This is a genomic window from Pantoea sp. PNA 03-3 (assembly GCF_003201175.1).
GTDB classification, from domain to species: Bacteria; Pseudomonadota; Gammaproteobacteria; order Enterobacterales; family Enterobacteriaceae; genus Pantoea; species Pantoea stewartii.
The window spans coordinates 1-25038 of record NZ_QICO01000012.1; the positions used below are offsets into that span (position 1 = coordinate 1).

Here is a 25038-nt window from a genome sequence, read left to right on the forward strand (position 1 = left end):
ATCCCTGAATAACCTGACACCGGAAGAGTACCGGCTGATGACTGAAACCCCGGAACTCTCAAAAAGTGCGTGGAACTAAAACGGGTGTGCTTACATACATATCACTTAAAACCATTCACCACCTAAGCGGATTAATTTATTGAACAAAAATTAAAAGTGAACAATGTGAACACTTTTTCCTAAAATCATCTGTTTTTGGATTTTAGGCTGGCTGTTAGTCATCCTAGCAAACCCGTTTCGGGGTATGAGATCCAATAATTGGTACACGTTTAGGTACACCGAACAAAGTTGAATTAGATAAAAACACCTAAATACATTAGCTTGCGAGATTTATTCAGATTCCGCCAGCGCCTGCGGGCTTTTTTGTCCCCTCCTGTGCCTTTGAAACCCGCATTCAAAACTTACCGGTTCCAGAGAAGCATGGTCATTTATTGCAGGTATCCGATATTGACTGACTTAATGGTCCATGCGTCATGGTAGACCTCAATGCATTACGGGAAAACCATTTCCCATTTTTATAACACTATTATGCTAAGCCAGCTTATTTCACAAAACAGAATCAAATATTTCACATAATCAAACTTATTATTGATCCAAGTCATTTTTCGCAACCTCTTAACAATTATATAAATTAACAAGAACATCTTTTACCTTTCGTAAATATCATCCAAAACGTAAAAAAAGATAATATTAAAAAGAAACTTACAGGCAGGGAATTATTCAGAAATCCAATCAGCAAAAGAAGAAATTCTTCGTCTTAAATCTTTATATATCAAAGGCCTGTCTCACATAAAAAGCAACTACCCTTTCCCGCTTCCAGATCATTCCCGCCGATCCTGAACCATTAAAATTCCCACGCAATTACCCTGCGCATTTATTTCACCGCCAACTGATAATGATTATTGATTTGATTCCCATTTATATATCACCTTATGCTGTTTATCAGCCCGTAAATATCTTCAGGACAAACAACCGTTAAAGGATTAACCGTTATGACGTCGTTAACCCCTCTCGCCCGTCGTATCAAAACCAGTCTGTTCATTCCCGTTTTTGGCATAGCTTCACCTGCGTTTGCTGAGCCGGAGATCATTGATCCCGATGAAGAGGTGATGGTGGTGACGGCTTCAGCTGTCGAACAGCGTCTGAAAGATGCCCCGGCATCAATCTCGGTGATTACCGCCGAACAGTTAGCAAAGGACGTTGGTAAATCGGCTACCGATCTTGCGGATGTGCTGGAACGTGTCGCGGGCGTATCCAAAGCCATCGGAACAGATGTGGGCTCAGGTATTCAACTGCGCGGTATGCCAGCGGCGTATACGCTGTTGCTGGTTGATGGCAAACGCATGAGCTCCAGCAACGGCATCAAAAGCACGCAGCAAAACTATTTCGACGATATCAACTGGATCCCCGTTGATGCCATTGAACGTATCGAAGTGGTGCGGGGACCGATGTCCGCGCTCTATGGCTCGGATGCGATGGGCGGCGTGGTGAATATCATCACGAAGAAAAACAGTGATGTCTGGCACGGTACCTTAACCGCAGGCACGCGCCAGCCGCAGGACGATAAGCGGGGAAGTACCCAGACCTGGACAGGTAGCGTTGGCGGCCCACTGGGGAAAGGGTTTGACCTGCGTCTGAATGGTTCGTGGAATAAGCGCCAGGCGGATAAAAGCGACACCGGCGCACTGCGCTGGGGAAGCGGTCAGGAGGGACGCAAGAATGAAAATTACGGTGCCGAACTGGGCTGGGATATTACCCGCCAGCATCGGCTGACGATCTCTACGCAGCAGGGAACCGAAGAAGGTCTTCCCGGCGTCGCCAGTAACGGCAGTGAAATTAATCTGCGCGGGGCCAGTAAGCTTGAGCGTGAAAACTATGCGCTGGATTACCGCGGCATTTTTGCATTTGGCACGGCGAAGCTAAGCGCTTATCAAAATAAATTTAAAAACTGGGTGTCGGACGTACCGGTTATCGCCAACGGCGCGGTGACGGGCAGCGAGGACAGCACGTTGTGGAATAAAGAATCCATTATTGAAGGCGATTTCAACCTGCCCTTCGAACTCGGTTTGCCCCAAAACCTGACCGTGGGCGCGCAATGGAAAAAAGAAGAGCTGCATAACCCGCGCTCGCTGGGCGTGACAGCCGACGCGGCCGATACCTTTGGTAAACATACTGGCGAAGCGAAAAGCACCGGCATCTTCATCGAAAACCAGATTGACCTGCGGGACGATCTCGCCCTGACGCTGGGCCTGCGCCGGGATAATACCGATTACGGCAACCGGACCACGCCACGCGCCTATCTTGTCTGGCAAGCCACGGACGCTCTGACGTTGAAAGGCGGCTATTCCGAAGGCTTTAAGGCGCCCAGTGTACGTCAGGCCAGCAAAGGCTTTATCGAAACCTCCCGCGGTGCCGGCTGTAATGGCTATGCCGATTACCAGGGCGGGAGCTGTTATACCCTGGGGAATGACGCGCTGAAGCCTGAATTGTCGCAGAACTGGGAAGTGGGCGCCCTGTACGATTATGCGGGATGGGGCGTGGGCTTAACCTTCTTTGACAGCCGCTTTCAGGACAAAATTGCTTCCGCACCGGTGGGCTATATTCCGGGCGATGCGTCCGGTAGCTACTGGCTGAAGCGCGTCAATCTGGATACCGCCCGCACGCAGGGCGTGGAAGGCAGCCTGACGGTGCCTCTGATTACGGAAGAGAAAGGCCCCTGGCTGAAAAGCCTGACCCTGAATAACACTTTCACGCGCATGATCAAAGCGGAAGACACACTGGGCGTCATGTTGGTGACCACACCAAAACTCGCCACCTGGTCCTCGCTGGACTGGTAGGTCAATGAGGCGATCAGTCTGTCGATGACCGCCAAATACTACGGAAAAATGCTGGGGTTGAATAACCGCGCGGATCAGGCCGCACGCGGCAATACCGCAACTGCACGTATCCGCCAGGCCTATATGATTTATGGCCTGTCCGGGCAGTACCGGGCGACCAGGCATCTGAAATTCAACATGGGCGTCGATAACCTTTTCGATAAAAATCCGGTGTCCGCGCAACCCTCAGCCGGTACCACCAGCGGCAATAATTATTACGTTCCCGGACGAACGCTGTACGCCTCCGTGACGGCTTCGTTCTGATAACACTGAGGGTCCGCTCGCCCTGCTGAACATACCACGTACCCAGGGCGGAAAGCGGATGGTCAGCCCGACAACCGGGCACACTTTTACGGACAATGACAACGTACAAGGAGAAGGTATGCGTTTTTCCCGTCTGGCAGGTTTACTGGCTCTCGCCTGCTTACTGAGCGCGCCGTTGGCGTCGGCCAGCGACGCCCCCAGCGTCCAGCTGTCGCATTTTCAGGGCACAACAGCCATTCCTCTGCATCCCCAACGTGTGGTGATCTTAAACCCGGTAACGCTGGACAGTGCCGATGCGTTAGGAATTCATCCGCTGGGCGTGCCCCGGACCGCGATAAGCTATCCGGCCCATCTGGCGCGCTACAACAGTGATGAGTACCTCAATGCGGGCACGTTATTTGAGCCTGACTATGAGGCCCTGAGCCACGCCAGGCCGGATCTGATTCTGGCCGGCGGCAGAGCCCTGGCGGCCTATAACAAACTCAGCGACATTGCGCCGACCGTATCGCTGGATATCGATCCCAATGATGTTTTAAACAGCCTGCGTCAGCGAACCACGCAACTGGGCGAAATCATGGGTAAACAGGCGCAGGCGAGCACCGTTCTGGCCAGATTTGATGCGCAGGTTGCTGACCTTCGCCGCCAGGCGGCTCAGGCAGGCACGGCCATGATGCTGATGGTCAACGGCGGTAAACTCAGTGCTTACACACCGCATTCCCGCTTTGGTTTTATTTTTGATGTCCTGCAGTTCAGACCGGCCATCGCCCTGCCGACCGCCAGTAAACACGGAAACGCCATTTCGCCCGAACTCATCATGCAGGCCAATCCGGACTGGCTGTTCGTTCTGGATCGCGACAGCGCCATCGGCAGCAAGGCGGGCGTTTCTGCCCGGCAGGTACTGGATAATCCGCTGGTGCGCCGCACCACGGCATGGAAAAAACAGCAGATAATCTGGCTGGATTCGGCCTCGTTGTACCTCGCTGGCGGGATCCAGAGTTACAGCCTGATGATGGAGCAGATCAGGCAGGCACTCAGCACAGCCGGCGTCCGCCCAGAATGAAGTCCGTGGCCTTTAGCTTTAGCCTGATCCTGCTGGGGGCGCTGATGATGCTCAGTGTGATGACGGGCGTCACGCAGCTGTCACTGATGGGCGTGTGGCGCGATGCCGACATGCGGGAGATTATGTGGGTGAGTCGCGTGCCGCGCACGGTCGCGCTGGTGCTGGCTGGCAGCGCCATGAGCGTTGCAGGGCAAATCATGCAAATGCTGACGCAAAACCGTTTTGTCGAGCCCTCTGTCGTGGGCACGACACAGTCCGCCGGTCTGGGCTTACTGCTGGTCATGCTGTTTTATCCCGCCGCGCCCGTCATAGTCAAAATGGGCATTGCCGCCCTGTTCGCCCTGGCCGGTACCCTGCTGTTTATGCTGTTAATCGCCCCTGTTCGTCAGAAAAGCGCCCTTATTGTGCCGCTGACCGGCATCATGTTGGGGGCCGTTTTCAGTTCGGTCACCACCTTTCTGGCGATGCAGTTTGACCTGCTGCAGGCGCTGGGCAGTTGGGAATCGGGGGATTTTTCCAGCGTGATGCAGGGGCGCTATGAACTGCTGTGGCTAGTAGGGATGATCGCCCTGCTCGCTGGCCTGCTTGCCGACCGCTTCACGGTCGCCGGTTTAGGGCATGACTTTTCCGTAAACGTCGGACTGAACTACCGTCGTGTTCAGCTCACGGGCATGGCGATGATTGCGCTCATCAGCGGCGTGGTTATCGTGGTCGTCGGGGTCCTGCCGTTCCTGGGGTTAATCGTGCCGAATATTGTCAGCCTGCTGTCTGGCGATAACCTGCGACGCACCGTGCACTGGGTCGCGCTGACGGGGGCTATGCTGGTAGTAAGCTGCGATATCCTGGGGCGGCTTATCGTGCAGCCGTTCGAGATCCCGGTCAGTACGTTGCTCGGCGTACTGGGCGCGGCGGTGTTTCTGCTGCTGATTATGAAGGGGAAACGCCATGGCCGTTGAGTGTTCGCTGCCGTCTCGCGTGCTGAACAGGATGCGCTCCCCTGCCGGACGGCTGTGTTTGCTGACCGTCATCGCGATTGCGCTCTGCACGCTGTTTCTGACCCTTAACCTGCAGGGCAATATCGGCTATCTCCTGAAACACCGCGGGCAGATTTTACTGACTATGGTGCTGGTTGCGTTTGCCTCGGGTATCAGCACGCTGCTTTTCCAGACCATCACGCAAAACCGCATTCTTACGCCGTCGATCATGGGGCTGGAGTCGCTGTTTATTTTACTTCAGACGCTGATGGTCTTTTTTATTCACCTGTCGCCGTTGAGCCAGACCGGCCCTGTGGTGCAGTTTCTGGGTGAAACGGCGCTTCTGATGCTGTTTGCCACGCTGCTTTACCGCTGGTTATTTAACCGCAGCGGGCTGGAACTCCAGCGCGTCTTACTGGCAGGCCTGGTGCTCGGCACGCTGTTCCGCAGTCTGTCCGGACTGATGCAACGCCTGCTATCACCGGGAGAATTTGCCGTTTTACAGAGCCGGATGTTTGCCACCTTTACCCGCGCCGACAGCGACGTCCTGCTGTTGTCAGGCAGCGTCATTGCTGTTGTGACGGTAATCATCTGGCGCATGCGCCATCGCCTTGACGTGCTGGCGCTGGGCAGCGATACCGCTACCGCACTCGGCGTGCCCGTTCAGCGCTACGTGACCGGTCTGTTGCTGCTCATCTCCCTGCTGGTAGCGATCTCAACCGCGCTGGTGGGGCCAATGACGTTTCTGGGCTTGTTGATCGTGAATCTGGCCTGGCCCGCCATGGGCTCATGGCGTCATCGCGAGATGCTGCCTGCTGTGATACTCATCGGCATGATTACGCTGACCGGCGGACAGCTCATTCTGGAGCGACTGCTGGACAGGGCAGGCACGCTGTCCGTCATCATTGAATGTGTTGGCGGTGGACTCTTTCTTTATCTGGTGCTTAAAAAGGTGGCAACGTGATTGAAGTGGTGAATGTGAATAAGCGCTACGGCACGCTTTCTGTTCTCAATAATATCAATGAAACCCTGCCCGCGTCGGGCATCACTGCCATCATTGGTCCTAACGGTGCCGGAAAATCCTCTCTGCTGTCGGTGATGAGCCGACTGCTGACGCCGGACAGCGGTGAAATCAGAATCGATTCGCTGGTGGTGAACGAGGCGCACACTGAACAGCTGGCGAAAGTGCTGTCGGTGCTACGGCAGGAGAATCATTTTACCCATCGGCTGACGGTGTACGATCTGGTCAGTTTTGGCCGCTATCCCTGGTCAAAAGGACGGATAACGGAAGCGGACAGACACCATATTGAGCAGGCGCTGTATTTTCTGGATTTGTTGCCGCTGGCACAGCGTTATCTGGATGAGTTGTCCGGCGGGCAGCGGCAGCGGGCCTTTATGGCGATGGTGCTGTGCCAGGATACGCAGTACGTTCTGTTAGATGAACCGCTAAATAATCTGGATATGAAACACAGCGTGACCATAATGCAGCAATTGCGACGAGCGGCGGATGAACTGCACAAATCCATCATTCTGGTCATTCATGATATCAATTTCGCCTCCGCCTATTCCGACTACATCATTGCCATGAAAAACGGCGCCGTTTTTATGCGCGGTACGCCAGCCGACATCATGCAGCCGGACGTGCTGACGCGGCTGTTTGAGATTCCGGTGGCGATTGAAACGGTGGCGGAACAGCGGATAGCGATCTATTACCGCTAACCTGACTCACGCTTTCGTGGTGCGGAAGCGGAGCCGTGGACGTCGCCGCGCGGTCCGCTTTATCACTGGCCGATTGCAGGCAAACGGAGAAACGCGGATGCGCCCGGCTCAGCAGTAGAATACATGCCGGAGTTCTGCCTGCTTACCGGGGCGGAGGACGGCAGCACATGCCTGCCCTGCTCAGCCGCCGAACGGTTCTTGACCCAACCGCGCGGCACTGCCCGCTATTTACCCCAGTAAACCCCATCGCAAAACGGCTTTCTGGCCCCTAACTGAGCCGACAATCTGGCGGCACTTTCCCGCATCAGGTCACCCAGCCCTGCCGCTTTGCGGTCCAGGGTTAAGCGTGATGACGGACCGGTCAGCGCCAGGGCGGCCGTTAATTTATCCCCTTCGCCAAACACCGGGATGGCAAAGGCGGCAGTGTGCGGATCGCGCGCGCCCGACGTATAGAGCGGTAAGTCCGGTGTCTCAGCAAACAGGGGTTCGCCCATTCCCCAGTAACGCAGCACCTGGCTAATCGCCGAGTTATCCAGAGGATAAAGCGAGCCCGGCAGTCGCGTATGGCGCAGGCCATCCGACGATTCCGCACGGAAGACGCAAAGACGCTGACCGTTATCAATCACATACCAGCTGGCGCTTTCATGGGTGGCCGAAGCCAGCGCCTGTAGCTCGGGCTGGACCACGCTGGCCAGATGAAACGACTGTTCGTAGAGCTTGCCCAGATACAGCAGTCTTGGTCCCAGGGTATAAATCCCGTTATCCCGTCTGACTACATAACTCATGCGTTCCAGCGAATTCATCAGGCGATAAACGGTGGTTTTGTGGTAGCCCGAGAGCTGCGACAGCGCCGTCAGGGACAGGCTTTCTTCGCCTGGCTTAAAACAATCCAGCAATGCCAGCGCCTTCTCTACCGCATTAACCCCTTCGTTTCCCATTTCGCTTCTCCTGATTTTTGCTGGCACTGAGTGTACCTGAAACTGTGAGTCACATCTTATTTACATCACAAACAAGCTCGCAACACTGGCGCGAGCGTCAGTGTCACCGATATAGTAATTTCATTATGTACAACACAGTTTTACTCAGTAAAACATCAAACCTGTGAGGTGACCCATGTCCGCGAACGAAAAACCGATGATCAACCGCGACGTTACGCGAGTCAGTCATGATTATGTCAGACGTGCCGCTGAATTTCAGGCCGCGATTCTTGCGGATGTCGCGGGCAGACGAGGCACGCTCCATGGCCGCGTTAAGCCACTGGGTGCGCATATGAAAGTGGCCGGACCGGCGGTGACGGTGGAAGTGCGTTCAGGTGATAACCTGGCGATCCATGCTGCGCTGGCGGTGGCCAAACCCGGCGATGTCATCGTAGTAGACGGTAAAGGCGATATCAGTTGTGCGCTGCTAGGCGAAATCATGGCGACCCAGGCAGAAGCGTCCGGCATTGCCGGCATTATCATCGATGGCGCGGTCAGGGATGCGGATGCACTGAGCAACCACACCTATCCGATTTTCGCCGCTGGCCTGAATCCATGTGGCCCGACCAAGCTGATTCCCGGTCGTGTGAATTACCCGGTTTCTGCGGCCGGTGCGACGATCAACGCGGGCGATCTGGTGGTCGGTGATATCGATGGTGTGGTGGTCGTCCCACGTGACGAGGTCGAATTGGTGCTGGAACTCGCGGCGAAAAAGCTGGATATGGAAACCCGCCGTATTGCGGCAATCAAAGCCGGAGACAAAAGACCGACCTGGCTGAACGGTGCCCTGCGTGCAGCAGGCATGTTAGCGGAAGGGGAGGAACTCTGATGCGCAAACAGAATACTGTCATTATTACCGGCGCTGACATCGCCCCCGCCGCGCTTGCGATGCTGAACGATTATGAAGTGGTGTTTGCGGGCACCAGGCCAACCGAAGACGATCTGGTCGCGCTGTGCCAGCAGTATAATCCCGTCGGAATCGTGGTGCGCTATGGAAAAATTAACGCCCGCATCATGGACGCCGCGCCTGCGCTGCGCGTGATCTCTAAACATGGCAGCGGCATTGACGTTATTGATCAAGCCGCGGCGGCCGAACGAAACATCAGCGTTCAGTCTGCGCCGGGTGCCAACGCGGCGGCGGTGGCTGAACATACCTGGGCAATGATTCTGGCCTGCACCAAATCCCTGATTCCGCTGAATCGCCGGATGCGTGAAGGACACTGGGACAAATCCAGCCACAAGTCCCTTGAACTGGAAGGCCGGACGCTCGGGCTCGTGGGCCTCGGCGCGATTGGCGGCCGGGTGGCCGATATTGGCCGCGTGTTTGGTATGCAGGTTATTGCTTACGATCCCTGGGCGAAAACGCTGCCCGCGGGCTGTGAGCAGGTGGACGACTTAGCCACGCTGTATGCGCGCGCGGATATTGTGTCGCTGCACTGTCCGCTGACCGCGCAAAACAGCCAGATGATTAATGACCAGGCGCTGGCACAGTTCAAACCCGGTGCCGTGCTGGTGAATACCGCACGCGGTGGACTGATTGATGACGATGCTCTGGTGCGTGCGCTCAGGAGCGGCAGGCTCAGTTGGGCGGCGCTGGACAGCTTTACTGTGGAGCCGCTGACCGCGCCCAACCTCTGGCAGACGGTAGAAAACGTCATTATTACCCCGCACATCGGCGGCGTGAGCGATAACTCTTACGTGAAAATGGGGACGGCTTCCGTGACCAATCTGCTGAAGATCTTAGCGCAGAAGGAAGCGACGGTATGATGTGCCTGACTACACCGGAGATCAGGCAGACCACGGTATTTACCCGGCTGCCCGATCGTTTCCGCCAACCTGACAGCCACAATGCCTGGGCGGCCGCTAATCGCGGCGGCCAGCTGACCGATTCGTTTCTGGAAGGGCCGGTCTGGCATCCCTCGGGTTGCCTGTACCTGACCGATATTCCGTATGGCCGCATATTCCGTGTCGATATGGCGGGCAACTGGGAGCTCGTGGTGCAGTACGACGGCGAACCCAACGGCATGAAACTGACCGATCCCGATACGCTTCTGATCACGGATTACCGTCACGGCCTGATGAAGCTGTGCCTCAAGGAGAACACGATCGCGCCGTGGCTCTCGCGCCGTAACAGCGAAAGTTTTCGCGGCGTGAACGATCTTACCCCTGACAGCCGGGGCAATCTTTATTTCACCGATCAGGGGCAAACGGGGCTGCACGATCCGTCCGGACGCGTTTACCGGCTCAGCCAGGACGGGCAACTGTCCGTTCTGCTGGATAACTGCCCGAGCCCAAACGGCCTGGTGCTGTCACCCGACGAGAAGGTGCTGTATGTCGCCATGACACGCGGCAATGCGATCTGGCGCGTACCGCTTCAGCGTGACGGATCGGTCAGCAAAGTCGGCCAGTTCTTTACCTCGCACGGGCCAAGCGGTCCTGATGGTATCGCCGTCAACGCGCAGGGCGAACTGCTGATTGCTAACCCGGGGCTGGGCCGCGTCTGGCTGTTAAACGATCTGGCAGAGCCGATTGAGATTCTGACCAGCCCGGTCGGACGATCCACCACCAACCTCTGTTTTGGCGGCGATCAGCGCCGGCAGTTATTTATCACCGAATCTGTCAGCGGCAGCATTCTTACCTGCTCAATGCAAACGCCAGGCCACCCGCTGCCCTTTCTTTCCACTGCTTTTCTCTGAGAATAACTCTGCGTTGACGCAACGCAGCGGAGACAACCATGAATCTGCACTCAACGCCTTCCCGCTCAATGACGGAGCAGGATGACGTGCCCGTGTCCCATGACGGCATGACTCAAACGGATTTTGAACAAAGTGAAGTCGCGGCAGGTAAAGCCTTTCGCCGGATCCTGCCTTTTATTTTTATCTGCTACGTGGTCAGTTATCTGGATCGCACGAATGTCAGCTTTGCCGCGCTGGGCATGAACGCGGATTTAGGGATTACAGCAGAGCAGTTTGGCTTTGGCGCGGGCATGTTCTTTATCGGGTATTTCCTTTTCGAAGTGCCCAGTAATCTGATCATGCAAAAAGTAGGTGCCCGCATCTGGATCGCCCGTATTATGATTTCGTGGGGGCTGATCTCCATGGCCACCGCCTTCGTCACCGGTCCCGTCAGCTTTGCCTTTGCCCGTTTCTGCCTGGGCGTGGCGGAAGCGGGCTTCACCCCGGGCATTTACCTGTTTTTTACCTACTGGTTCCCCGGCAGCTGGCGCGCCAAAATCACGGCCGCCTTTCTGGTCGGCATTCCCGTGGCGAATATTATCGGTGCGCCGTTATCCGGCATGTTGATGCAAATTACCGGACACGACACTATCCGCAACTGGCAGTGGCTGTTGCTGCTGGAAGGCTTTCCGGCGGTAATACTTGGTGTCATGTGCCTGTTCTTTTTACATGACCGTCCGACCAAAGCGGGCTGGCTAAGCGAGGCGGAAAAAGCGTTGCTGAGCAGGCGGCTGGCGAATGAACAGAAAAAGATCGAACAGGCACACGGTTCCAGCCTGCGGGATGCAATGCGTAATCCCCTGCTCTACCTTCTGGCTTTTATTAACTTTTGCGGCATTGTCGGCTCAATTGGCGTAGGTTTGTGGATGCCGCAGATTATCAAACAGCTTGGCGTCAGCCACACCGCGACGGGTTTTCTGACCGCGTTGCCCTATATCTGTGGCGCCTTCAGCATGCTGTTTTGGGCACAGCGCGCGAATGCTTCCCGCCACCGTATTCGCTGGATCAGCGCGGCGCTGGTGATCGCCGCCGTGGCGTTAGGCTGCAGCGCCCTCATTGATGAACCCGTCCTCAAAATGCTTGCGCTGTGTTTCACTGTGAGCGGCATCCTGGCATTTCAGGCATCATTCTGGGCGCTGCCTTCCGGTTTTTTGACAGGGAGCGCGGCGGCGGGTGGACTGGCGATGATTGTCTCGATTGGTAATCTGGGCGGCTTCGTGGGTCCTTCGCTTATTGGCTATGTGCGCCAGACCAGCGGTGGCTTTATGTGGGCGCTACTGGCGGTTTCGGCGGTGCTGCTGCTGGGAGCTTTCTGCGTAGCGTCCGTCAAGGATCCTTACCGTCACACCTGACCGGACAAAACGACCACGCCGCCGACATTCAGGGTGGCGTGATGTCGCCTCGGATTATGGCCTCAGTTAACTAATCCCGACGCACGATCTGAATGGACACAAAGCCACGCCAATATCAGAGGCGGCGTGGTTTTATCCCCCACGGCTTCATTTCTCCGTTATCCTCCTTCCTGCCGCCGTTCCTGCGCATGCAGACTGTTTTTCCACGCCGTTGTCTTTCCCACCGCAACAACGTTCGCGTTCGTCTGCTGATCGCGGCCCGGTGTTTCCGATAACCGATACCGGTTTCCGGGAAGTATCCCATCACGATGGCAGGCGAGCACATGGAGCAGAGCAGGCTGAAATGGTATACAGGCGTTCTTGCCGCATCAGAGCGCTCGGCCTGCCCGATAAGGATGGCAGAACCGAACCCGGCACCGCTCCTTCCCGGCATTCCTGCGGTTCGCCTCACCTTCACTTTTCTCCGGTATAAAAAAAAGCGCCCGGAGGCGCTTCAGTGATTTCAGCGATGCGACTTATTTGCTGACGGTCGACAGGCTGTGATCCGCTTCGATTCTGGTCGCGCTTTTGCGGCCCATGATCAGCACTGCGATACCGCCCGCCCCGCAGAGCACGGCCAGCGGAACCATGGCCAGCGCATGACTGCCCGTCTGCTCGTTGATGATCCCGTACACGTTAACCATCAGGCCGCCGCCAATCAGGTTCGCCATGGCACCGATAGCCGCCAGGCCCGCCGCTGCGGTGCTGGACGACAGCCAGCCGGAAGCCAGTGCCCAGAACGGCCCTTTCATGGAGTACGCGCCAATCAGCACCAGCGACAGAATGACCACGCTGCCCGCCAGCGACTGCGTCAGGAAAGCCGACAGTAGCCCACCCGCAATAAGGAACAGCGTCAGCGCCGTGTGCCAGCGACGTTCGCCCGTACGGTCGGAACTGCGGCCCCAGACGATCATCAACACGGACGCCAGGCCGTAAGGAATGGCGTTCACCAGACCGGTCGTAAAGTTGTCGAGTCCGAACGACTTGAGTAATTGTGGCGACCAGACGCTGAGCGTGGAACCTGCCGCCGAGGCACCGGCATAAATTAAGGCCATCACCCAGATGTGCTTGTGTCGCAGTAACTGCCACAGCGAGATATGACCGATCACCTTACGTTTCGCATTCTCGTCCGCCAACGTTGTGCTGAGCCAGTTGCGCTGTGCTTCCGTCAGCCAGGTCGCGTTTTCCGGGCGGTTGCTTAACAGGAAAAAGGCGGCTATTCCTAAAAGGATGGCCGGGAAGCCTTCTAAAATAAACAGCCAGTGCCAGCCACGTAAGCCAAACCAGCCATCCAGTGACAGGATGGCCCCGGAGATCGGTGAGCCGATAAAGTTTGCTGCCGGGATAGCCACCATAAAGGTCGCAATGACGCGGGCGCGGTATTTACCGGGGATCCAGTAGGTCAGGTAGAGGATCACGCCAGGGAAAAAGCCCGCCTCCGCCGCGCCCAGTAAAAAGCGCAGGAAATAAAGCATCCCGGCACTGGAGACAAAGGCCGTGCAGACCGACACGATGCCCCACGTCACCATAATGCGCGATATCCAGATCTTCGCCCCGATCTTTTGCATCGCCAGATTGCTGGGCACTTCAAACAGAAAATATCCCACAAAAAACAGGCTGCTCGCCAGACCGAACACCGCTTTGGTCAGCCCGAGATCTTCATTCATCTGCAGGGCCGCCATTCCGATATTGCCCCGGTCAATGATAGCGATCAGATAACAGACAATCAGAAACGGCAGAATGCGCCATATAACACGCTTTACCGTCTGCTGCTCTATATCGGAGGTTATGGCCACATTGGGTCTCTTTTCAGACATGGTGTTCCTCACAGAAGGTTCATGGTTTTACATCTGGGTAAACTTCATGTTTTACTCTGTAAAACTATGGTGTACAAAGTACACTCATTATCTGGCGAAACTTTTTCCTGTGCTGGCAAATGTTATGAGGTTGTGTGACTTGTCACAAAAAGGGATCAGTTTGCCGTGGGATATGTGACGCAGCCGGAGCTTTTCCCGCTTCCCCCGCGTCCCCGGGACATGGCGCATTGAGCAGAATCGCAGAAAGCCCGCAGGTACAAACGCCAGGAAAAGCGGAGCCGTGCGATAAAAGCAGCACGGTGCCCTGCGGTGCTGACAATACTGAAAAGCAGTATGCCGTTTACCGGACTGCATATGTGATGCGGCTTCGTTGTTCCCCTCTTCGACAAAATTAGCGTCGCCGCAGGTTATTTTGAAAAAGTCATTTAAAAGCCATAATACTGAAATATATTTTTAGCGGTAACAAACGCGTGCAAAATGATAATAGATATTGCAGACATAATGTCGTACTGATAATTAAAGGGCAAAAAGGATGGAGTTAATATGAAATATATTTTCTGTGCGGCTGCCGTTTTTGTCCTGACCAGTTTTACCTCACAGGCGGCGATGAACAAAGTCGTTGACGAGAAGCGCCCACCCAACACCGTTAAAACAGTAAAAATTGCTTTCACTGGCGCGATAACGCAGAACAAAATTATGGCCCTGTCCGCCGCCATTGACGAAATTGCGCAAAACTACAAAGCCGCTACGGAGATACAGCTTTATCTCACCAGCCCCGGCGGTGATGTTGATGCCGGGAAAATGGGCTATCAGATAGTGAAGGACTCACCCATTCCGGTGACCACCGTGAATATGTCCTCCGTCGAATCCTCAGCAACCTTAATTTATTGTGGCGCAAAGAAACGGCTAACCATGGACGATTCGATTTTTTTATTACATGCGCCCACGATTCATGATGCTCAGGACAGAAATTTTTCAGAAAATATGCTGGTTGAAAAAAATGAATTTAGCAGCCGATTCCGCAATATTATTAAAAATATTTATCACACCTGTACCAACCTGACGGATGATCAAATCGACAAAATTACCTACAGCGAAGACAACCATATGCTGCTGGATAATCAACACGCACTGGCTGTCGGCATTGCGACAGGCGGGCTCAGCCATTTTATGCCCGCTGACGCGGCCTATTATATTCACGACAATAATTAATCCTGCGCAGGCCGCGATGCCTGATGAAGGTTCTGGTTTCAGCCCTCATCAGGCACCGTTTCTACGGACACACCAGCCTTACTGCGCGTGACTCACCATTCCACACAGATCTTGCCGAAATGCGAACCGCTCTGCTGCCAGGCAAAGGCCTCGGCGAGGTCCTGATAACGGAAGAGGCGATCAACGACGGGCTTCTGATTCATCCCTTCCAGCGCGTTCACGTAATCGATCTGATCCTGTCGGCTGGCAACGATCACCCCTTTGATGGTGACCTGCTTCGCCAGGACAGACAAAATGGACAGCCGGGCTTCATCGCCGGAAATGATGCCGATTTGGGTAATGTGGCCGCCCACTTTGATCGCTTTCAGCGACTCACCCAGCGTGGCAGGTCCGCCCACTTCCACCACCTGATCCACGCCCACGCCGCCGGTCAGTTCCAGCACCTTCTTCCCCCACTCTGGCGTCGTGCGATAGTTAATGGTTTCGTCTGCGCCCAGCTGTCGGGCGCGCGCCAGTTTCTCATCCGAAGAGGAGGTGGCAATCACTTTCGCGCCCATGGCCTTAGCGATTTGTAAGGCAGCGATAGATACACCGCCGGTGCCCTGCACCAGCACAGTATCATTAGCCTGAAGATTGCCTTCGGTCACCAGTGCTCGCCAGGCGGTCAGGCCAGCTGTCGTAATGGTGGCTGACTCAGCGTGCGTCCAGCCTTTTGGCGCATGGGTAAAGGCGCTCTGCGCCCGCACAATGTATTCACTGGCCATGCCATCAATGCCGTCGCCCGGCGTGTGGGCAAAGCCGCCGACGTCCGCGGTGGGTTTGCCGGACAGCCAGACGGGGAAGAATGTCGACACGACGTGATCACCTGCGCGAAAATCGGTCACGCCCTCGCCCACGGCTTCCACCACGCCCGCGCCGTCGGACAGCAGTATGCGGCCATCTTCGGTGGGAAATTGTCCGGTCGCGACGACCAGGTCATGGAAATTCAGTGAGCTGGCCTTGATGGCGACCCGGATTTCGCCTTTTCCCGGCTGTCCCGGATCGGCTCGGTCTGACAGGTGGATGTTCTGCAGTCCGCCAGGGGCTTTCAGGGTCATTGCTTTCATTACGTTCTCCGTTGCCTGATGTGTTTTCTTAAGACATGTTGCTTAACATAGTCCACAGGGAGATTTTGTAAAATGTCGTCATCAGGAAGCGGATCGCGGCAAACAGAATACGCTCAGGCCTGCGCGATGGTACGGTGACCGGGCTAAAGGCGTGACCATCATCACCGTGGTTAACGTCGCAGCGCTGTCAACGCGCGCCTCCGTTTCCCGCTAAACGGCCGTAAAGGGCACGCTCGCGCCTTGCAAAACGGGCACTGCGAAGCAGAGCACCCCGCGCGTCGTTCATTGTACGGGTGAGCATGTTAAAGGGCGCTTGTTGGCGCCCCGCCTCGCGTTAAACCGTGCTGTCTACCACCGCATACATTTGCTCAAAGAGTTGTGCATAGTGGCTGGCGTCATCCTCAATGGCCTCCTCAACCCCTAACGTGTTGTAGAGGAAATGGACGTCCACATCGCGGATCGCCAGATAAGCCGAAACGCCCAAAAGATGATCGGTGATGTTTTTCTCCCAGCCATATTTAATAAATGACCGATGGGAGCCGCCCGCCAGCGCCAGCCAGCGCACCGTTTTTGCCGTTAACCGGTTTTGCTCACCATAGGCCAGGCCATAATTCCATACGCGCTCAAGATAGCCTTTCAACATGGCCGGAAAGCTGTACCACCACACCGGGAAGACAAAGAAGATAATGTCCTGATTGTCCAGTTCAGCAAACAGGCGGTGGACCTCTGGCGAATAGCGCTTATCCGGGTTGCCCCACTCCGGTTCATCCTCGACACGTAACACCGGATCAAAATCGCTGCGATACAAATCCAGTTCAGTAACATGGGCGCCGCGCGCCTCTGCGCGCTGGCGCAGGCTGTGGACCATCTGCGCGGTTAACGAATTCCTGCGCGGATGCGACCAGACGATATAGACATGTTGTTTCATCGTTCACCTCATTTTTGTGCTGACGAAAGCACCTTACGCTCGCGACATTGCTGTGGGAATCGTATGATTTGAGACGGGTTAATGAGGGATTTTCATCAATGAAACTGAACGTCTATGACTTCGCGACTTTTATTGCCGTTGCCCGGCACAACAGTTTTCGCGCCGCGGGAGATGAACTCGGACTGTCGCCATCGGCAGTCAGCCACGCGATTAAGCAACTGGAGCAGCGGCTGAAAATTCGCCTGTTTAACCGTACCACGCGCAGCGTGTCACTCACCGAAGCCGGCGCCCGTATGTTTGAACGTTTACGCCCCGCTTTCGATGAAATCAACATGGTGCTGGATGAAGCCAACTGCTATCGCCAGACGCCGATGGGCGTGCTGAAAATCAATGCCTCGCGCCTTGCCTCACGTCTGGTGCTGATTCCGCTGGTCACCGGGTTTAGCCAGCGCTATCCGGATATTCGTGTGGAAATCACGACAGAAGACAGGCTGGTCGATATTGTGAAAGAGGGTTTTGATGCGGGCATTCGCCTGAGCAGTACGCTGGAAAAAGACATGATTGCCCTGCCGGTAGGGCCAAAAGTCAAACTGGTGGTCGCGGCCAGTCCCGATTATTTTGCCCGTCATCCTCGTCCCACGCATCCACGCGAAATCGACGTGCACCCGTGCGTCATGTTTCGTCATCGCAGTGGCCGGATTTATCAGTGGGAATTCAACGGACCGGACGGCCAGTTTGCGCTTCTTCCCGGCGGAAATATTATCCTTGACGACATGGATTCACAGTTAGATGCCGTACTGCAGGGGGCGGGGCTCGGCTATCTCTATTACGAGCAGGTGAAAGATCATCTGGCAAACGGCAGTCTGATCTCGGTACTGGAGGACTGGTTACCGGAACGGCCCAGCCTGCAGTTTTATTACCCTAATCGCCAGTATATGTCTTCGGCATTGCGGACGTTTATTGACTATATCAAAGCGGCACCGTTGTCGACGTTCAGCCGCTGATCTCATACGCTTTTAGCTTACGCCACAAGGTGGTCGCACTGATCCCCAGCATTTCCGCCGCCTGGGTTTTATCACCCTGGCATTTTGCCATCACGTCAATAATTAGCCGGCGCTCCTGTTTTTTCAGAAGATCGGTTTCAGCGTCTATGCACGCAAAAGAGGATGATTCATACACCACGTTATTGAGTACCTGCTCATCCTCAAGCAAGGAGATCACGGTCGATTTATCGACCGTACCGCCCTGATGAAATACCGCCAGTCTGCACACGACCGATTGCAGTTCTCGTATATTCCCCGGCCAGTGATAACGGTTTAAATACGCCAGCGCATCCGGCGAAAAGACCCTGTCTTTTCCCTGCTGGTGAAGTAAATGCCGGATAAGAGGTTCAACGTCACCTTTACGTTCAGTCAGCGCGGGAAGCCGGAGTGTGAGGATATTGATACGGTAATAAAGATCCTGACGAAAAGCGCCCATGGTTATCTGCGCCTTCAAATCTTTATTACTTGCTGTTATGAGTCGAAAATCCGCCGCAATCAGCCCATCACCGCCCACGCGAACAAACTGTTTTTCCTGTAGCACACGCAGTAATTTGACCTGTACGTTGAGTGGGGCCTCGCTGATTTCATCAATAAATACGGTGCCCTTCATCGCCATCTCAAAGATACCGGGTTTGCCCCCTTTCCGGGCCTGGGTAAATGCCCCGTCAGCATAACCAAACAGTTCACTTTCAAGCAGACTTTCAGGAATCGCCGCGCAGTTAATCGCAATGAACGGGCTGTGGCTTCGGGTGCTGTGCTGGTGAATGCTTTGAGCAAACAATTCTTTACCCGTACCGGTATCACCTAAAATATGGACAGGTGCATCATGGCTGGCACAACGCTTTGCTTTTTCGATCGCTGACTTAATACTGGCTGACTCACCAACAATATCATCAAAGGTGTAACGGGTATAAAAAGCACGCTGTTTTCGCTTTTTACTGACCGTGTTTCGCCACGGGGCTTGCGATTGCAGACAGCCGGTCACGATTGAATAGCTCTCCTGCCGCTTACAGTAATGCTTTATCGCGACAGAAATGCGTTCCCCGTCAAGTTCAAGGGTCATATCGCTGACGTCAGACTCGTCAATAATGGCGTTGTATACGTCTTTGAATTCTTCTTTTTTGTATATTTTCTCCCCGACGCGGCACTGAAAAAGCGCTTTTCCTTTGCTGTTTATTGTGACGACAGTCCCCATCGGGTCGAGACACATAATGCCTTCCCGTGACTGATTTATCGCGGACTGACTTATCTCCAGCTTCAGATTTTCCTGGTTAATATATTTTAACAGGCTGAAGGCCTCGTTGATGGCCTGTTCAATAGAGATATTATCGGTATCCCCCATTACAACCTTCAGACCATATTTTTTGGCCATTTCAGCAACGGTCAGACCGCCAATCACGACCTGATAATTATTTTCCGCAAGGCTTTTGACGACATTATCGATATCGTAATGATTATAGACCTGACAGATCTTGAAATTATCATGAGTCATATGTTGATAATGCTTAAGCGCGTGGCAAAACTGGGGAAAGCCGACCGCAGCAATCTTCTGTGACTTGATTTTTGCTTCCTGAAGAATACGGTTCACGCCTTGAAAATCATGTGCAATTTCGACCACCGGGATGGCCAGGCTGCTGCGCAGTAAGGCAGCGGTACCGCCACGACTGATGATGATTCTGGTGCCGGCGCGAATCATTTCATTCGCTTTATCCAGCACATCTGAATAGCCTATTTCGTAGACGGGTAATTCTAGCTGTTTTTCAAACAGCACATTAGAGATACGCTGAGTAATGGTTTTTGAAACAGAGAAAATGACAATTTCATTGAACTTCATTAACAGTCCGATTATATCGATAACGCGCTGAACAAGTATAAAGATAACGTCTGCCCCTATATTGACAGACGTCATGTGCAGGCACGTAAAAGCTACCTGGCGTTAATATTCCAGGACTGAGCGAACGGATAAGGCGTGATTAAACATGCAGACGGCGATAGCAGATCTGCCCACGACTGATGGTTAAGCAGTTATCAATATAGCGATCGCCTTGTAACTGATTGCCCCTCGTGTCTTCGAAAATGGTTTTTGCCTGACGTATTTTAACCACGGCGATGTCGGCAAATGCCCCCGGTGTGAGCGTTCCGATCTGGCCCTGCATTTTCATTAGCCTGGCAGGGGTGCTGGTGACCGCTTTTACGATATCAAACAGTGACATACCCATATTCAGGTATTTTGACATGACATGAAGCAGACTGTAGACCTTATTCGTACGCAGGCTGTTACGCTGCGTTAAGTCCGTGCTGATAATATCGGGATAAAATCCCTGCGCCATCGCATGACGGGCAATATTAAAATCAAAATGCGCCACGCCATTTGAACAGTCAAAGATGACGCCTTTCCGCTGGGCTGCCTGAATCGACGGGTACACTTCGCCCTGCTCATTAAGGATGGTGTGACCCGTTCCGTGAAAGCAGTGCGCGTATATATCACCCGGGTTGAAATGCGGGATGAGTTCGTCCGCCTGGCGTTGGGAATCCGTGACGTGCACGCATAACGAGGTATTCAGCTCACGTGCCAGCGCAACGGTGGTCAGAAAAGGATCGCTGCTGTAGGGTTTGCCTTTCGCAATATCCTGACTGTAGCGCAGCTTCAGGCCCAGAATATTGTCTGCATTTTTGCTGACAACCTGCTTTATTTTTTCCCGATTAAAATTGGCCGGGTTCGTGTTTTCCAGATATCCCGTCGGCCCACCACCCAGCGTAGACAGGCCTACATTTACTACATTTAAGTAACTTTTTATCCTTACCGTAGCCGTGTTGATCACACTGTTACGGAACAATCCATAATTGACCCAACCGCTACTACCAGCGTCAACCACGCTGGTTACGCCATTGGGCAAACAAATGATGTCTGGATTCACGCTTATAGCCGTTCCGCCATGAAAAACATGAGTATGAAAGTCAATTAAACCGGGAAGGACAATACAGCCTGCGGCATCAATTTCAGTTTCAGCTTCAATGCCGTCAACCTGGGTAAGATCAACGATAACATCCCCCATAATGCCCACGTCCCGCTGAATATAATTCTGGCCGTGGCCGTCTATCGTCAGGCCATTTTTGATACGAAGATCCAGTTTCATGTTTATCCTCCGATCAGATACCGATGAATTTCCAGTAAGGAATGCCGAGCAGGAAATAAACAATGACGTTAAACAGCACAATCATTGTGCCCAACAGCCAGAAGGTTTTTTGCGGCACATAGCCACTGGAGAAGGTAAAAACCCCCGCTCCGTTACCGTAATGCGTGAGGAGAGCACCGTAGCCTGCTGAAAACGCCAACGACAATGCAACGTACATTGGATTGGCCTGCGTCGTCATGCCGAGGGTAAACAACACGGGATAAAAAGAGACGACAAACGCACTGTTTGAGACAAAGAAATAACGTACGGCAAGACTGATAAAAATCAGCACACCAATTGCGCTAAATTCATTGAGATGAGAAAGATCCAGGTAGTTTTTAATCACCCCCACCAGGAAAACGTAGAACCCGCCTTTTGACAGCGCGACAGCACATCCATAGAACGCGCCGTACCAGACAAACGTTTGCCAGGCCGCTTTTTCACTGACCACATGTTCCCAGCTCAGCACTTTAAATAACAACAAGCAGGCAAGGAATGCAAAGCCAACCGGAATAAAAGGAATACCCGTTACTGAGCCGGTCATCCATCCCAAAACGCCCAGAATAAAAAACACGATCAGTAGTTTCTCTTCGCGCTTCACCGGCCCGAGTTCACGCAGTCCCTGTTCAGCGATCTCATTGACGTTATCAATTTTTTTCAGTTCAGGCGCATAAACTTTATAAAGTATCCAGGGACACAGCAGCAGAACTAATCCGGCCGGAATAATGGCCGCCTTAAACCAGGTCATCCAGTCCAGATCGACCTTCATAATTTCGTTAGCCAGTGACACGGTGATAGCGTTGGTGGCCATACCGGTTAAAAACAAGCTGGATGTTCCCATTGATACGACATACATCAGAATCGTCAGGTAGGAACCAATCCGGCGGCTACCTTCGTCAGGTTTTGAGCCCAACGCTTCAGCAATGTTGCGGAAAATGGGATAGACGATACCGCCAGAGCGCGACATATTCGAGCCGGTGGCCGGAGCCAGCACGGTGTCCGTAACCATCATCAGATAACCCAGCGTCAGAGTATTTCTGCCGTAGCGTTTCAGTAAGATGTAGGCGATACGTTTACCCAGTCCGGTAATAACGAATGCCTTACAAATAATAAAGGCGCTGATAATAAACCAGACCATGGCCGTGCCATAACCTGCAAACAGAATATGAGGATCGATAAAAACAGATGCGATACCGAGGATAATGAGCATAATAATCGCATCCGTAAAAGGCCGAAATACCAGCCCGCATAACATCGCCAGATAAATACCGACCATATGCCAGGTCGTGGCGGAAATCTCGTCAGGGTTAGGCAAGATCCAGAATAAAACCGGGAAAAACACGATCAATAAGATTTTTAAAGAGAACATATATTTTTACCTTTGCTTATCACCACGAGAGCATGACTCCCGTGGTTTGAGCGAATGGATATTATATTGGTCGACTAACGAAATACGTCGTTAATAAATTCAACGCCCTTTTCTTCCAGTGATTTGGTGACCCATTCACGATTTGCCGTGCCGTTTTTTGCGGCTTCAACTTTGCTCGCATCGAATGCTGCATACGCTTTAGCTTTTTCGAGTAAGGGTTCTGCATCATGCAAAGGAACAACAATTACGCCATCCGCATCACCAATAATGAGATCGCCAGGGCACACGGCTACGCCACCCACCGCAACAGGTGTATTCACTTCGCCAGGACCTTCTTTAAACGGACCGGCCGGATTTGCCCCTGTGGCAAAAAGGGGAAAATCCAACTGTGACAAAGCATCAATATCGCGGATGGGACCATCCAGCACGATGCCAGCGATCTTCTTGCAGTGATGCGCGTAAGCCACCATGATTTCGCCCATCAGGGCTCGCGAACGGTCACCTTCATTAGATACGACAATAACGTCATTCTCCGTCGCCATATCCAGTGCGGCATGCAACATCAGGTTGTCGCCCGCGCGCGCTTTCACCGTAATGGCATAACCCGCCATAACCGGTTTTTGAGGGGAAGAAATCCGCCTGATACCGTTGCCCAACACCGCAATACGATTCATGGTATCGGCGATATTCGCAGCGGGAAGTTGCGCGTATTCCTTGAGTAAATCAGGCTTACCTGCAGGACGTTTTAAATAAATACGATTTCCAATAGTCATTTTATTATTCTCCAAAGCCAGGAACGGGCCAGGTTGGTTTTTTACCCGACAGCACCTCATCAATCCCTATGGCGGTATGAAGTGAGGCTCTGTCGGTGGCTTCTTTCGTTGCGGCGCCGATATGAGGGCCAATAACAACATTGCTGAGTGAAAAAATCGGATCGCTGGCGTCGAAGGGCTCTTTCTTCAAGACGTCCAGACCTGCGCCGGCAATAAGGTGGTGACTGAGGGCGTGATACAGCGCTTTTTCATCGACGAGTTTGCCGCGCGCAGTATTAATGAAGTAAGACGTCGGTTTCATCATGGCAAATTGCTTTTCTCCGACGAAATTCTGGGTCTCTGCCGTTGTCGGGCAATGCAAAGAGACAACGTCGCTTTCGCTGAAAATGCGGTCAATATCATCTGTACGTTCAACGCCGTCTGGCATTTGTTCCTGCGTCTTATAGGGATCGTATGCAATCACTTTCATATTAAAACCCCGTAAGGCTTTAACAGCGACGCGCGAGCCAATATTGCCTACACCAATTAATCCCAGCGTTTTGCCATCCAGTTCCACTTTGGGCGTGCGCAATTTTGCCCAGTAGTAATCCTCAAGCATTTTCTCTTCAACCAACCTGAAATTGCGGGAACAGTGCAGCATGTAAAAAATAGCCAGTTCGGCCACGGACATGCTGTTCGCCACCGGCGCATTCAGCACCACAACACCGTGACGTTTCGCGGCCTCAAGATCGACAGTATCGTAGCCCGCGCCGTGTCGTGCGACGACTTTGAGTTTTTTCGCGGCGTTGAATACACGTTCAGACATTTTTGAAAGCCGGACGATGATGCCATCACAGTCGGGAATATCACGAATAATGTCGTCCTCTTCCATGCCAGAGCCCGTAATTAATTCATAGCCCCGACTCTCCAGATACGCTCTCCCTTCCGCCATAATTTCCTGTGGGAGTAAAATTTTATAAGCCATGCCATTATCTCCAGTGTTATACGCGACAACGTTATTGTTTGCAGACGCCGTGCCAGACCCGATAAAAAAACAGAAGAAATAATGCAATCGCCTGAGAAGAAAGGATTTAATTTATTTTGCAGTAAAAGAAGGCAAAGGGATAAAAGTGAAATCCGTCACGAAATAAAAAAATGAGAATTTCAAAAAGAAAACCCATTTCGGATAGTGAGTTCATTTTGAAATGCGAGATGTGAATACGTTAACAGCGAATTAAACATCAACACCGCATCATCTATGAACACCTGATGCATCGACGCAGACTTCTTATTACTGCAATCCGTACAGGTATGATAAAAACGCGCTTTAATTACGCGTGCCTTTCTAAGGCGACACCTAAAAAAATGAATACGCTTAGCAACCTGCTCCATTTTTGTGCTGGCAGGCTAATACAGAAAACGATCAGGCCCGATGTTTTAACCGATGCTGCAGCAGCATCAGGAGGCTTGATGGGCATTTTTAAGGAATCTTTATTACAGCGTTAGTGTCATCTGCAAAATACCTCTCTCTTGACGCTATGCACGCTGCCTTTCACTCAAATTTTAATAATATAATTCGATACAGCTTTAACTATTACTTAAGATATGCCTCTGTAATTAACATGCTAGTTACGAATTC

The 25038-nt window shown here is 53.1% G+C and carries 21 protein-coding genes and 1 pseudogene; 13 read left to right on the forward strand and 9 right to left on the reverse strand.

Annotated elements, in window-relative coordinates:
- From C7433_RS21530 to C7433_RS21555, 7 genes and pseudogenes are all read left to right on the forward strand, one after another.
- Positions 1-79: pseudogene (locus tag C7433_RS21530) on the forward strand (integrase); the annotation flags it as partial.
- 913 nt (positions 80-992) lie between these two features.
- Positions 993-2837: a TonB-dependent receptor domain-containing protein gene (locus C7433_RS21535; protein WP_233255813.1), complete on the forward strand. Its 1845-nt coding sequence runs from the start codon at positions 993-995 to the stop codon at positions 2835-2837.
- Positions 2838-2861: 24 nt separating this feature from the next.
- Positions 2862-3140, forward strand: a complete 279-nt coding sequence (locus tag C7433_RS24165; RefSeq protein WP_233255814.1) for a TonB-dependent receptor — start codon at positions 2862-2864, stop codon at positions 3138-3140.
- A gap of 118 nt (positions 3141-3258) precedes the next feature.
- Positions 3259-4200, forward strand: coding sequence for a siderophore ABC transporter substrate-binding protein (locus tag C7433_RS21540; protein ID WP_110268870.1), 942 nt, complete (start codon positions 3259-3261; stop codon positions 4198-4200).
- Positions 4197-5156: an ABC transporter permease gene (locus C7433_RS21545; protein ID WP_110268871.1), complete on the forward strand. Its 960-nt coding sequence runs from the start codon at positions 4197-4199 to the stop codon at positions 5154-5156. The genes C7433_RS21540 and C7433_RS21545 overlap by 4 nt, the downstream gene beginning before the upstream one ends.
- Positions 5146-6138, forward strand: coding sequence for an iron chelate uptake ABC transporter family permease subunit (locus tag C7433_RS21550; RefSeq protein WP_110268872.1), 993 nt, complete (start codon positions 5146-5148; stop codon positions 6136-6138). Before C7433_RS21545 ends, C7433_RS21550 begins: the two co-directional genes overlap by 11 nt.
- Positions 6135-6893, forward strand: coding sequence for an ABC transporter ATP-binding protein (locus C7433_RS21555; protein WP_110268873.1), 759 nt, complete (start codon positions 6135-6137; stop codon positions 6891-6893). The genes C7433_RS21550 and C7433_RS21555 overlap by 4 nt, the downstream gene beginning before the upstream one ends.
- 224 nt (positions 6894-7117) lie before the next feature.
- On the opposite strand, the gene C7433_RS21560 is transcribed toward C7433_RS21555, so the two are convergent.
- Positions 7118-7831: an IclR family transcriptional regulator gene (locus C7433_RS21560; RefSeq protein WP_033739386.1), complete on the reverse strand. Its 714-nt coding sequence runs from the start codon at positions 7829-7831 to the stop codon at positions 7118-7120.
- Positions 7832-8006: 175 nt separating this feature from the next.
- Here C7433_RS21560 and C7433_RS21565 point away from each other — a divergent pair, with 175 nt between their 5' ends.
- Genes C7433_RS21565 through C7433_RS21580 form a run of 4 tightly spaced genes read left to right on the forward strand, consistent with a single transcriptional unit; the run spans position 8007 to position 11957 of the window.
- Positions 8007-8699 carry an RraA family protein gene (locus tag C7433_RS21565; RefSeq protein ID WP_110268874.1) on the forward strand — a complete coding sequence of 231 codons (693 nt, stop codon included), beginning with the start codon at positions 8007-8009 and terminating at the stop codon, positions 8697-8699.
- On the forward strand, positions 8699-9637 hold the full coding sequence (locus tag C7433_RS21570) for a hydroxyacid dehydrogenase (protein WP_110268875.1): 939 nt from the start codon (positions 8699-8701) through the stop codon (positions 9635-9637). Before C7433_RS21565 ends, C7433_RS21570 begins: the two co-directional genes overlap by 1 nt.
- Positions 9634-10566, forward strand: a complete 933-nt coding sequence (locus C7433_RS21575) for an SMP-30/gluconolactonase/LRE family protein (protein WP_058702312.1) — start codon at positions 9634-9636, stop codon at positions 10564-10566. The genes C7433_RS21570 and C7433_RS21575 overlap by 4 nt, the downstream gene beginning before the upstream one ends.
- Positions 10567-10604: 38 nt before the next feature.
- Positions 10605-11957: an MFS transporter gene (locus C7433_RS21580; protein ID WP_110268876.1), complete on the forward strand. Its 1353-nt coding sequence runs from the start codon at positions 10605-10607 to the stop codon at positions 11955-11957.
- 515 nt (positions 11958-12472) lie between these two features.
- On the opposite strand, the gene C7433_RS21585 is transcribed toward C7433_RS21580, so the two are convergent.
- Entirely contained in the window at positions 12473-13813 is a 1341-nt protein-coding gene (locus C7433_RS21585) for an MFS transporter (protein WP_033739396.1), read from the reverse strand.
- A 543-nt stretch (positions 13814-14356) separates the two neighbouring features.
- On the opposite strand from C7433_RS21585, the gene C7433_RS21590 reads away from it, so the two are divergent.
- On the forward strand, positions 14357-15025 hold the full coding sequence (locus C7433_RS21590; RefSeq protein ID WP_054687222.1) for an ATP-dependent Clp protease proteolytic subunit: 669 nt from the start codon (positions 14357-14359) through the stop codon (positions 15023-15025).
- A gap of 92 nt (positions 15026-15117) precedes the next feature.
- Here the strand turns inward: C7433_RS21590 and C7433_RS21595 are convergent, their stop codons facing one another.
- Together C7433_RS21595 and C7433_RS21600 are read right to left on the reverse strand one after the other, a co-directional pair.
- Positions 15118-16131 carry an NAD(P)-dependent alcohol dehydrogenase gene (locus tag C7433_RS21595; protein WP_110268877.1) on the reverse strand — a complete coding sequence of 338 codons (1014 nt, stop codon included), beginning with the start codon at positions 16129-16131 and terminating at the stop codon, positions 15118-15120.
- A 334-nt stretch (positions 16132-16465) separates the two neighbouring features.
- A complete protein-coding gene (locus tag C7433_RS21600; RefSeq protein ID WP_110268878.1) occupies positions 16466-17059 on the reverse strand; it encodes an NAD(P)H oxidoreductase in 594 nt (197 codons plus the stop codon).
- A gap of 98 nt (positions 17060-17157) precedes the next feature.
- Here C7433_RS21600 and C7433_RS21605 point away from each other — a divergent pair, with 98 nt between their 5' ends.
- The gene (locus C7433_RS21605; RefSeq protein WP_033739403.1) at positions 17158-18063 is read left to right on the forward strand and encodes a LysR family transcriptional regulator; all 906 of its coding nucleotides are present in this window, start codon (positions 17158-17160) and stop codon (positions 18061-18063) included.
- On the opposite strand, the gene C7433_RS21610 is transcribed toward C7433_RS21605, so the two are convergent.
- From C7433_RS21610 to C7433_RS21630, 5 genes are all read right to left on the reverse strand, one after another.
- Positions 18053-19936, reverse strand: a complete 1884-nt coding sequence (locus C7433_RS21610) for a sigma 54-interacting transcriptional regulator (protein WP_110268894.1) — start codon at positions 19934-19936, stop codon at positions 18053-18055. The two genes, C7433_RS21605 and C7433_RS21610, sit on opposite strands and share 11 nt — an antisense overlap.
- A 139-nt stretch (positions 19937-20075) precedes the next feature.
- A complete protein-coding gene (locus tag C7433_RS21615) occupies positions 20076-21239 on the reverse strand; it encodes a metallo-dependent hydrolase (RefSeq protein WP_033739405.1) in 1164 nt (387 codons plus the stop codon).
- Positions 21240-21252: 13 nt separating this feature from the next.
- Positions 21253-22647, reverse strand: a complete 1395-nt coding sequence (locus C7433_RS21620) for a DASS family sodium-coupled anion symporter (protein WP_110268879.1) — start codon at positions 22645-22647, stop codon at positions 21253-21255.
- A 74-nt stretch (positions 22648-22721) separates the two neighbouring features.
- Positions 22722-23420 (reverse strand): RraA family protein, encoded by a 699-nt coding sequence (locus tag C7433_RS21625; RefSeq protein WP_033739409.1) that lies wholly within the window; start codon positions 23418-23420, stop codon positions 22722-22724.
- 4 nt (positions 23421-23424) lie between these two features.
- Positions 23425-24384 carry a hydroxyacid dehydrogenase gene (locus C7433_RS21630; protein ID WP_058702307.1) on the reverse strand — a complete coding sequence of 320 codons (960 nt, stop codon included), beginning with the start codon at positions 24382-24384 and terminating at the stop codon, positions 23425-23427.
- Positions 24385-25038 lie beyond the last annotated feature (654 nt).